Annotated in this window: 10 protein-coding genes; 7 read left to right on the top strand and 3 right to left on the bottom strand. The window is 63.5% G+C overall.

Annotated elements, in window-relative coordinates; genetic code table 11:
- Positions 1 to 129: 129 nt before the first annotated feature.
- A complete protein-coding gene (locus AC5RW2_RS38600; protein ID WP_494032849.1) occupies positions 130 to 438 on the bottom strand; it encodes a hypothetical protein in 309 nt (102 codons plus the stop codon).
- Positions 438 to 1,052 (bottom strand): DUF6668 family protein, encoded by a 615-nt coding sequence (locus AC5RW2_RS38595; RefSeq protein WP_494032848.1) that lies wholly within the window; start codon positions 1,050 to 1,052, stop codon positions 438 to 440. The genes AC5RW2_RS38600 and AC5RW2_RS38595 overlap by 1 nt, the downstream gene beginning before the upstream one ends.
- Positions 1,053 to 1,217: 165 nt before the next feature.
- Here AC5RW2_RS38595 and AC5RW2_RS38590 point away from each other — a divergent pair, with 165 nt between their 5' ends.
- The 4 genes from AC5RW2_RS38590 to AC5RW2_RS38575 are packed head-to-tail and all read left to right on the top strand — an operon-like array spanning position 1,218 to position 4,633.
- Positions 1,218 to 1,460 (top strand): helix-turn-helix domain-containing protein, encoded by a 243-nt coding sequence (locus AC5RW2_RS38590; protein ID WP_494032847.1) that lies wholly within the window; start codon positions 1,218 to 1,220, stop codon positions 1,458 to 1,460.
- A gap of 16 nt (positions 1,461 to 1,476) precedes the next feature.
- Positions 1,477 to 2,931 carry a MinD/ParA family ATP-binding protein gene (locus AC5RW2_RS38585; protein WP_494032846.1) on the top strand — a complete coding sequence of 485 codons (1,455 nt, stop codon included), beginning with the start codon at positions 1,477 to 1,479 and terminating at the stop codon, positions 2,929 to 2,931.
- Positions 2,931 to 4,043 (top strand): transglycosylase SLT domain-containing protein, encoded by a 1,113-nt coding sequence (locus AC5RW2_RS38580; RefSeq protein WP_494032845.1) that lies wholly within the window; start codon positions 2,931 to 2,933, stop codon positions 4,041 to 4,043. Before AC5RW2_RS38585 ends, AC5RW2_RS38580 begins: the two co-directional genes overlap by 1 nt.
- Positions 4,040 to 4,633 (top strand): hypothetical protein, encoded by a 594-nt coding sequence (locus tag AC5RW2_RS38575; protein ID WP_494032844.1) that lies wholly within the window; start codon positions 4,040 to 4,042, stop codon positions 4,631 to 4,633. The genes AC5RW2_RS38580 and AC5RW2_RS38575 overlap by 4 nt, the downstream gene beginning before the upstream one ends.
- A gap of 254 nt (positions 4,634 to 4,887) precedes the next feature.
- Here the strand turns inward: AC5RW2_RS38575 and AC5RW2_RS38570 are convergent, their stop codons facing one another.
- On the bottom strand, positions 4,888 to 5,319 hold the full coding sequence (locus AC5RW2_RS38570) for a hypothetical protein (protein ID WP_494032843.1): 432 nt from the start codon (positions 5,317 to 5,319) through the stop codon (positions 4,888 to 4,890).
- 1,413 nt (positions 5,320 to 6,732) lie between these two features.
- Between AC5RW2_RS38570 and AC5RW2_RS38565 the strand changes: the two genes are divergently transcribed.
- From AC5RW2_RS38565 to AC5RW2_RS38555, 3 genes are all read left to right on the top strand, one after another.
- Positions 6,733 to 8,604, top strand: coding sequence for a MarR family transcriptional regulator (locus tag AC5RW2_RS38565; protein ID WP_494032842.1), 1,872 nt, complete (start codon positions 6,733 to 6,735; stop codon positions 8,602 to 8,604).
- Positions 8,605 to 8,749: 145 nt separating this feature from the next.
- Complete coding sequence (locus AC5RW2_RS38560; RefSeq protein WP_494032841.1) at positions 8,750 to 9,334, top strand: AAA family ATPase; 585 nt, start codon at positions 8,750 to 8,752, stop codon at positions 9,332 to 9,334.
- Positions 9,327 to 9,560, top strand: a complete 234-nt coding sequence (locus tag AC5RW2_RS38555; RefSeq protein ID WP_494032840.1) for a toxin-antitoxin system HicB family antitoxin — start codon at positions 9,327 to 9,329, stop codon at positions 9,558 to 9,560. Before AC5RW2_RS38560 ends, AC5RW2_RS38555 begins: the two co-directional genes overlap by 8 nt.
- The last annotated feature ends 495 nt before the right edge of the window (positions 9,561 to 10,055 follow it).

Raw genomic sequence — 10,055 nt, 5'->3', positions numbered from 1 at the left:
GCCGTCAGCAGCGCCACCACAATCGCGGAGAGCACAAACCGGGGCGTGGTCCACCACTTCTTGTGGTCCATTTCGTTCTGGTCACTCATATGAATCTCCTTCGCGCGTAAATGGCCCTGGCGGTGTGTCTCAGGCGGTGCCGCCGCCCGATCCGGTGATGAATCCGATCAGTGTCACGCCGCCGGAAACAAGAGTGACCGCGAGCATGACCTTGATCAGCGAGGAGATTTCCTCGGTGGTTTCGCCCCGGCGTGCGTCGAAGGCCATTTTTCCGCCGATGAGCAGCAGCCCCAGGACGCAAACGCCCAAGGCAATCCACTTGCCCACCCCGACGATGCGGTTCCAGGCATCACCGAGACCGGGGGGCGCCAGCGGCTCGCTGTCCGGCAGCGTTGCGGAAATAGATGTGAAATCAAGAGCCATCAGAACGGCGTCCATCAGTTCTTCCCTTCAGTGATTTCTGTGGCCGCCTCATCAATGGAGATGAGGACTTCTTTTGCCTCCTTGGCCAGCCGGTCGTCGTCAACCGAGCCCTGGAGCCGCAAATCTTCGACCCACGGCACCGTCCAGGTGCGTGGAACTCCCCCCGCTAATACGCGGGTCCGCCCCCGCAGTTCCCGTGGAGTTCTGCCGGGAGCGGCAGCCACGACCACGAGTCCTGCGAGAACCACCTTCGCGTGTCCGCCGGCGGCCCAGTCCCGGGCGGCGAGTCTGGCCGCTTCGAGCCCGCGAAACGTTTCACGGGCGACCAGGAACACCACCGGGGCCGGGGTTCCCGGTTCCGGGGACGGCCAGCGATGGTGACACTCGAAGCCACCGAGCAATTCCGTCAGGGTGGTTTCCCCGGCCCCGCCATGAACTCCCAGCCAAAACGGACCCGAGGCCGAGGTGGGGAACCATCCAAGCCGCTTGTCATCCGCAGGGGCCGTGATGCCCTGCTGAGGAACCTGGGCTCCCCGTAGGACCGGATTGTCTTCTGACGGGGGTTTTTCCGCGACCGATACCGGTCCGGGCTGCACGGGTGCGACCAATCCCGTCCATCGGTTGCTCATTTGCGCTCCTTGAGGACTTTATGCCCGTGAATGCAACTTCGTAGACTGATTTCTACTTTTGCTACCAGCTCAATCATAGGAGATCGGAACCTACTTTGTGCAACTATATTCAACTATTTACCACTCTGGTGTACTTTGGGTCTTGTGATCGCGGGAGTGATCTTCATGTCTGACTCGCTCGATCGGCTCTTCGAGGGGCTGCCCGAGCGGCTCTCCGTGCAACAGCTCACGGAGGTACTCGGTCTGGCCAGCACGACAGTGACTTATCGGTGGCTGCGGGACGGACGCGTGCCGGCCATTCGGCTCGGCTCGCACTGGCTCATCCTCCGGGACGATGTGAAGGCCCATCTGCGCGCTCACTACAACGTCCCCCCGGGCAGGGACACCGGGGCGGAGGACACGGACTGATACGGAAGGACCCTCCATGGCCCAGGCACTCGATCGTCCACGCTGCACGGCGATGATCACTGAGAACGACACCGTTCAGGTCTCCATCGACGGCGTGATGACGCCGCTCGACTCGATGGGCGATGCCATCGCCCATCTGGCCGAGACCGCGCGCACCCTGCGCCGCCCGGTGAAGGTCACTGCGGTTGATCCCTCCTCGGAGCACGAGCCGGAGACCTATCTGATCGTGGATCCGGACGGGAACATCTCTGTAGATGCGGCCGCCGCCCAAGCCGCCGGCGGCCGCCGCCGGGGCAGCGGCCCTGTCACGCTCGAACAGATCGTTCCCGCCCCCGCTCCGGAGCCACCTGCACCGGAGCTGCTTGCCGCCGCATCCGGGAACCGCCCCGAGGTTCCGCTCCTTCAGGCCGTCACCGCGCCGTCGGCGGTCCTGGATGCCTCACCGTCAGTTGCCGAGGAATCCGCCGCTGCCGACCCGGTCATCACGATGACGGAACCGGCACCGCCTGCTCCTGTGGTGTCAGATCCCGTCGTCAAGAAGGTCCGGGACATCGACTCGGCGCCCAGCTTCATCGCTGCCGAGAGCTCCCCCGCCGAGGCCCCCGCGATACAGGGCTGGCGCGGCCAACTCAACCGGCTGGGCCTGCACCTTGCACCCGGGCCGAAGGAAGTATCCGAGCGGGAAGACGTTGCTGCCGTCTCACGGCACTGGATCGGCTCGCGCACCATCGCTGTGGTCAACCAGAAGGGTGGGGCGAACAAGACGCCGACGGTCGCCCTGCTGGCCGCCCAGTTCGCCCTGCACGGCGGCAGCGGCGTGCTGGCCTGGGACAACAACGAGGCCATGGGGTCGTTGGGCTGGCGCACTGACGGTGCCGGCCACGACGCCACCGCCCTGGACCTGATCCGCCACGCGGACCGCTTCCTCACCGCCGGGGCGAAGGCAGCGGACCTGGCCGCCTTCGTCCACCACCAGGCCGAGGACGCCTACGATGTTCTGCGTTCCGATGAGACCCCGGGCAACACCCACGAGATCACCGGGGCCGAGGTCGACGCGTTGCACCGGGTGGCCGAGAAGTACTACCGGCTCGTCATCATGGACAGCGGGAACTCGACCCGGGGCGAGAACTGGGCGCACATGATCACCCACACCGACCAGATCGTCATCGCCACCACCACCGAATCCGACAAGGCCCAGGGCGGGGTCAACGCCCTCAAGGCCCTGCACGCCAGAGGAGACGGGGCCGCCGAGCTGGCCCGCAATGCTGTGGTGATTATCTCCGAGCTGCTCCCCTCACACAGCACCAAGGCCCACCGGATCGCCGAGGAGTTCAGCCCGTTCGTCCGCGACGTGGCCATCGTCCCCTTCGATCCCCACCTGGTACAGGGACGCATCCACCACCGCCAACTGCGCCCGGCGACCCGCCGGGCCTGGCTGCACGCTGCAGCTTTGGTCTCCCAGGGCTTCTAATGGCGGTCCCCCGCCCCCGGACCGTCGGCATCGCAGCCCTGCTGCTTCTTGGGCTTGTGCTGACGTTCATCGTCGGCCTGATCCTGTTCGTCACCGTCCTCGCCGCGGAAGAGGACACCTCGGCGCAGTCCTCCAGCTGCACCGTCACTGCGGCCGGCAACGATGACGGGAAGGGCGCCGTTGCCGTGCCCAACGGCTGGGGCGTACTGGTTGATGCCGCAGCCCAGGAAGCCGGACTGCCGGCCAGCCTGGTGGCCGCGCAGCTTCAGCAGGAGTCCGGATGGAACCCGGACGCCCGCAGCCCCGTGGGAGCCCAGGGGCTCGCCCAGTTCATGCCGGGCACCTGGGCCACCTACGGTAACGGCGGTGACCCCTTTGAACCCGCCGACGCCATCGCCGCTCTCGGCCGCTACATGGCCGCACTGAAAGACCAGGTCCAGCCCATCGCAGGAGACGACGCCGACGAACTCGTACGTCTAACCCTGGCCGCCTACAACGCCGGCCCCGGAGCCGTACAGAAACACAACGGACTCCCGCCGTACCCGGAGACCCAGCAGTACGTCCAGAGAATCCTGGACCGCGCCCAGGGCACCTTCTCCGCCGACTGCAAGGCCCCAACCGGAACCCAAGCCTGGAACGGGGACCTCGGCGACGGCGAATGGACCACGCCGCTGCCCGGAGGCACATTCACCTCCGGCTACGGCGGCCGCGCTCTGGCAGGTGTCCCCAGCTGGGCCAACGAACACGTAGGCGTCGATATCGCCACCCCCGGCGGGCCGGGCGGCCGCGGCGGAGTCGTAGTCGCCCCAACCAACCTGCGCATCACCGGCTTCAACGAAACCGACGGGTGCGTCATTGCCAAGGAAAACGGCGACGACCCCGACTTCGGCTTCGCCTTCTGCCACCTTCACGCCTGGGACGTGGCAGAAGGCCAAGAACTCAAACGCGGCGACATCATCGGCACCGAAGGCAACCGCGGCCGGTTCGGAATGGCCGTCCACCTGCACTTCGAGATCTACAAACCAGACGCCCCCGACGTCGTGTTCCCCTACCAGGGCTACAACCTCAACCCCGAACCCATCCTCAAAGAGAAAGGAGCCTGGCCGCAATGACATACCGCCAGCTCTGCCTGACCGCTGCCCTCACCCTGAGCGCACTGTCGCTGGCCGCATGCGGCTCCAGCAGCCAGGCCCCACAGGACCCGCCCAACGACGCTGCTCCCTCAGCCGCAGCCAGCCCCCTGCCTGGCGAGGGCACCTTCGTCTCCCCGGCAGATGCCGACCGCACCGATGCCGACTCCACCGCCGAAATCACCGCACTGATGCTCCACTCCTGGGACACCGTCACCGACCGGACCGAAACCGCCGCCGCTATCCGGGCCACGCCGCTCATGTCAGAAGAATGGGCAGCCAACCAGGTCGAACCCGAACGTAACGCCGCCGGCCCTGGGTGGCTCACCGCAGCCGAACACCGCGGCTACAGCTCCCCCACCATCGCGCCCGCTCTCGGAGACATCAGCCGCAACATCGCCGAAGACAAGGCTATCCGCGCCTACGACGTCGACTGGACCTGGACCGCCCGCGACGATGCCGTCATCCATGACACCGGCCGACGGCAGATCACCATCTATCTCGAGAAGCACAGCGGACAATGGCAGGTTGTCGGACACCAAGCGCAGGACATCCAAGTAGCCCCACAATGACCCGGGAACGGGCGGGCTGTGCCTCCCCGATTTCGGCCAACAGTGCAGCACTGCCCGGCGGATCGTTCCCCAAGATACGATCCGTCGGGCAGTGCCCAATTTGGCTTTGAGTTTTCAAAGAGCCCATGAGTCAGGCTCTGCCCGCCCATCGGCTCTGAGCCTATCACTCATGTGTGACGCATGTGTGAGTGTGGGTCGGGTGATAGCAGTGTTACGAAACCTGCCGGACTTGAACTGAGGTTGCCGAGAGGCGGCTAGGTGTCCTCGTCCAGAATTTTGGTAATCGCCCTTAGCGCTTCAGGATCCACCGGACCGAGGGCCCGGGCGGCAAAGTTTCGCACCTCAGCACGCCTCATGCTGCGGATCAGCTCCAGCTCCGCCTCAACACGTTCTGGCAGCTTTCCCTCCTCCTGGAGGAGGTACTCAGGATCGACGTCGAATACGGAGGCTATTGCCCGCAGTGCTTCATCCGGAACCACTTGCTCTTTCCCGGATTTCAGCAATGACCATCTGGTCCGCGACAGATAGTAGCCGGCCTTCTGGGCTCCATCGCGGATGGCCGGATAGTCAAAGGGCTTACCGGTGTCGGACATAATCACGTCCAGGAGGAGATTGATCTTCCGTGCGAGCGTTTCGGCCCGGCGGAGCCCCGCTGCCCGCTGCGGCGACAGATCGAAATCGCTCACGTGATCCAGCTCCAATTGTTAGCTCCGACGAAACAGCCGAAGGTGACTATTCCGATAAGGGCGCCGGCCAAGGCTTCGCCCCAGGTGTGTTCCCTAAGGGCGGTCCGACTCACCAGCATTATCGGTGATAGTACCAACAGCCAAACAAATGCTGGACCGAATACCGCGGTCCCCCAAAGAACAGCGAAGGTTATGACGGACACGTGCGCCGAGGCATTCATCCAGCGCCGCGCCAATGCCAATCCCGCATTGCCAGCAACGAGTCCTACAACTGTTGCCGGAACGGGGGCCGGGACGTTCAGCAAAGCACAGGCAAACGCCCCGACAACAGTCAGTATTGTAACCACCTTTGTCCGCCAATTCGCCGGCAAACCCAGCTTCCCGGCGATCAGGGGAAACTTCTTGTAGGTGAATCCGGGGATGACGATGATGCCGACGGCAAGGACAGCCGCGCCGAAAACCCCGAGTCCGGCCTTTATTCAGGCCAGGACAAGGACCACCAGCACGGTCAAAAGATACTTGGATCGGCAGTTGAAGCTGGGCGACAGCCGTCTGCGGTGTTCGAGGCGGGAGGTCTGAACAGTCAGCACCGTCCCAACTTTTTCGCATCACATCTCCACTACACTAAAAATTGCACACATGATTCACGCATGTGTGAGTAGACTACTTACCGGCGGCAAACTGCCCCCGGAAAGACCGGACAGCGCTGCACACATATACCAACCATCGATTAACGATGCTTGCCACGAGGAGGGCGACATGCCAGGAAGTGCCCCACAGACAATCCAACCCTGGTCGGAAAGTCTTTCTGCCCGCCACGACACGCTGTCATCAGCCTCTCGCTTAAACCTTATTCCTAAGGCTCGCCTCGCAGGGAACCCGGACCAGGGATTGCGGGATTCGTTCACGATGTCCTCTCAGCCGGACTCACGCTGGCAGAAGGGCGACACACCCTCGAATATCCGATTCAGAAATCATTTCGTAAGCAATCATGAACACATGGAACGGTACAAAGCTGGTCCCGGGCGGCCAAGTAAGGGCGACAGGGATGTCTTGATCACGCGCCCTGCGCGCGACGTTGGAAATGAGATTCGTCGCCGCGCCCAGGCTGCAGGAATCCCCTACGGTGAGTACATTGCAGCACTGCTCGCACACGCAGTAGGCAAGCCGGACCTTGCTCCCCCGTCAGCATCACAGGAGGCCTTGCTTATCAAGCGCACCGCATAGAAAAAGGCCCGTCCTTGCGAACGGGCCTTCTCAAAGTTTCTTACTCACTACCGAACGTTTCCGGCAAGATTCCTCGGTACTGAGCGACATACAGATCGGGCTTTTGCATGCCCTGTTCCATATGGAGTTGGTCCCATCATACATGCACACCCTTTTTCGGGAAGGGATGCGCTGCCTGTCGGCGGCGTGTCGGGCGCTGCGTTCAGCGATTCCGTTTTTGCTGACCGTGAGGCAGCCGAGACGGAATGGCGCGCTCTGGCGCGGTTGATTGCCTCGCAGCCGCGGGTGCGGCAGTCCCGGGATGGCGGCAAGAGCTACCGGGACAGCGGCGAACGCGACCTGACCGATCAGCTTCCCACCCTGCCTGCCGCAGTGCGCACCTGCGGCAGGGACGGATTGGTGCGCACTCTGTGTCTTGATCTGGATGCCGGCCGCGGCGGCCAGGACCAGGTCGAGACCGATTACCGCCGGCTGCGAGCCTGGTTCACCGCCCATGAGGTGCGCTGGATCGAGGACCAGTCCCCCGGCGGCGGACGCCACCTGTACATCCCGCTGAATTTCGGGGTGGTCTTTACCGATGCCAAGGAGTTCGTGCAGGCTTTGGCCCGCCGCTACCCCAGCCTGGATGCGGGCCCGCATGAGAACGCCGGCACCGGGGCCATCCGGGTGCCGGGCAGTGTCTGGAAGAAGGGCGGCTACCAGCGGCTGACCATGAGCCTGACCACCGCCTATGACATCGCCCGGCGGCAGCGGAACAACTGGACCGGCTGGTCGAGGCTGCGCGAAGACCTGAAGGACGAACTGGCCGCGGTGCGGCAGCGCCCCACGGAACCGGCCGCAGGCGCATCTGAGTGGCTTGAACCCGGCGAAGACTTCATCCCCCAGGTTGGCGGGAAGCGTACGCTTCCGGCGGCCAAGGAACAGATCGCCCGCAGCGGCATCTACGACACCGCCCGCTACCGCTCCCCCTCGGAGGCACGCCAGAGCGTGCTGGCCTCGGCCGCGGCAGCCGGCTGGTCCCTGACCGACGTGCAGCAGCGGATGCACCAGAACATCTGGACCGGGATGGTCGCCTTCTACGCCCGCTACGCCCCGGTACATAAGGCCAAGGCCCTGCGCCGGGACTGGACCAAAGCCCTCACCTACATCCAGAACCTGCGCCAAAAACCGTCCACCCCAACCGCGGGGAATGACAATGGGCACAAAAGCTACACAAGCCCGCCACCTACACACCCCCCTGTGGTAACCCTGCTTCATTCGCCCGGCTCGCCGAACGAATACCAGTACCTGCGCTCCTGGCAGAACGCGTTAATGATCTTTGAAGAATCCCTGCTCGGCTCGCGGGCCGGGCTGGGCACCCGGATGCTGCTGCGGGCCATGGGCGAAGCCGCCAACAAGGCCGGCAGCCGGTTCATCGAGTTCGGAGTCCGGTCCCTGGCTTTGGCCACCGGCACCCACGAGACCACCGTGGCCCGCCAGCTGCGGGACCTCGCTGCTGACGGATCCGGGATGATCCGGCTGGCCGGTGAAGGCCGCGGGGTGAGGGCGGATCTGTATGAGCTGACCATCCCGGCCCAGTACCGGGACCGGGCAGAAGCTAAAGCATGGCGACCCGGTAAAATCCACGCCCTGCGCCCCGTCTTCCGTGAACTGGGCATCACAGCAGCCTTCGTCTACGAAACCCTCGAACAGGCCGACAAACAGCTCACCAGCACCGAAATCGCCCGAACCAGCGGCCTCTCCCCCAGAGCCGTCAGCCAGGCCCTGGAAATTCTCGCAGCCTGGAACCTCATTAGCCGCACCGACGGCCGCTGGCGCATCACCACCACCAGCCTCCGGGCCCTGGCCGACCGCTTCGGAGTACTGGAAGAAGTGGCCTTACAGCTGAACCGCTACCGCACCGAACGTGCCCTCTGGCACCAATGGCTGGCCAAGCGCCCGCTCACCCAGGAGCCCGTCCTGGCCGGCTCCAGCGATGACTATCCCTTCTGGCAATATGAGGGACCCCCGGATAATGACCAGACCATGGCCGGACTGCTCTACGCACAGGCATCGTAGAAGCAAGACAAGACCGCAGCGCCGGTTCGGACCCGTTAGATGCTGAAGCTCCGAGCAGGGCTGGCAATGGCCGCGGCTTCCGTAATTCTGTAAACACGCTTTTCTGTCTCTCTGTATTTCTGTGTTTCTGTGTTAGCGTGGCGGCATGATTCTTGCGCTGACAAACCTGAAGGGCGGGGTGGGAAAAACCACAAGTTCCCTCTATCTCGCCTCGGTCTACGCTCAACAAGGCACTACTGTCCTACTGGACGCCGACCCCCAAGGTTCGGCATCAGACTGGACCGCACTGGTTGAGGAGGATGGAGGCACGCTCCCCTTTGACGTCAAAGTAGTCAACCAAAGGACCATGAGCCGCGCGGCCAAGGGGTACGACTTCGTTCTTATCGACACTCCCCCGGGTGACGCCCGAATTATCGACGCAGCCATTGACGCCGCTGATATGGTGCTCATCCCAACCGACGCCTCCGCACTCGATATTCAACGGGTATGGCCTTCGATTGACGCCGCAACCCAAAAAGGGAAACCGGCAGCTGTGCTCCTTATCAAAGCCAGGCCAAACACCCGCAGTCTCGCGGCTGCAATCGAAACGTTCGAAGGGGCCGGAGTGGCTGTAGTCGACACCCACATCCCCCTGCGTGAAGAGATCAAAACTTCCTACGGCACCGTTCCCATGACATTTCACGGCTACGAGAGCGTCGCTGCTGATCTCCTGGAGGCCCACAATGGCTGAGAAGAAATCGCTGTCCGACAGGATGAAACCGGCCAAGCCGATTCAGTCGGCCGCGGGAGACTCTTCCGTGGCTGCATCCTTCAAGAAACCCGCAGAGGAATACCCCAAGCGGCTGACACTGGACCTCACGGTCACGCAGCACCGGAAATTGAAGATCCGGGCAATGAACGAAGGCGTTTCCATGAACCAGCTACTCCGCGATTACATCGACACCCTTCCCGAGTAGGAACTCACGGAATACAAGATTTCCGTGTTTCTGTAAATCTGTGTTTCCGTGAACCTGAAGGGCGCTGAAGTCGAGCTTTGGGATCATGCAGATTTCGCAACCCAATAAACAGTCCTTCCCATGCTTAGAGAAGGATGCCTGCCGAGCCTTAATCGCAGGCATCCTTCCAAGCACGGGAACGTAGGGCCATCCAGCTGCCCACCATGCTGCCCGCGCCATGCCGCCGCTGTGGACTGCAGCGACCAAAGGGTCTGTAGAATCCCGGCCGAAGAACACCCGCGAACCAGCACGCCTCCCGGGCCAGGCCTCGGACCCCGTTGATTTCACCCGAATCACCGAACCCGGCGACCTCGCCTAACTGCCCGGCCTGGCGGCGAACCAAACCCTTCTGTGTTTCTGTGAATCCGTGTATCTGTGCTCGGGGCGGGCGTGGAGGTCCGGGCTGTGGGGGAGCGGTCCTCGCTTCGCTCGGGCTGTTGCCGGCGGCTCCTTCGT

The organism is Arthrobacter sp. B0316-1-20 (assembly GCF_059091865.1).
Note: the sequence above shows the minus strand (reverse complement) of the source record. Positions and strands in the feature narration are given on the sequence as shown.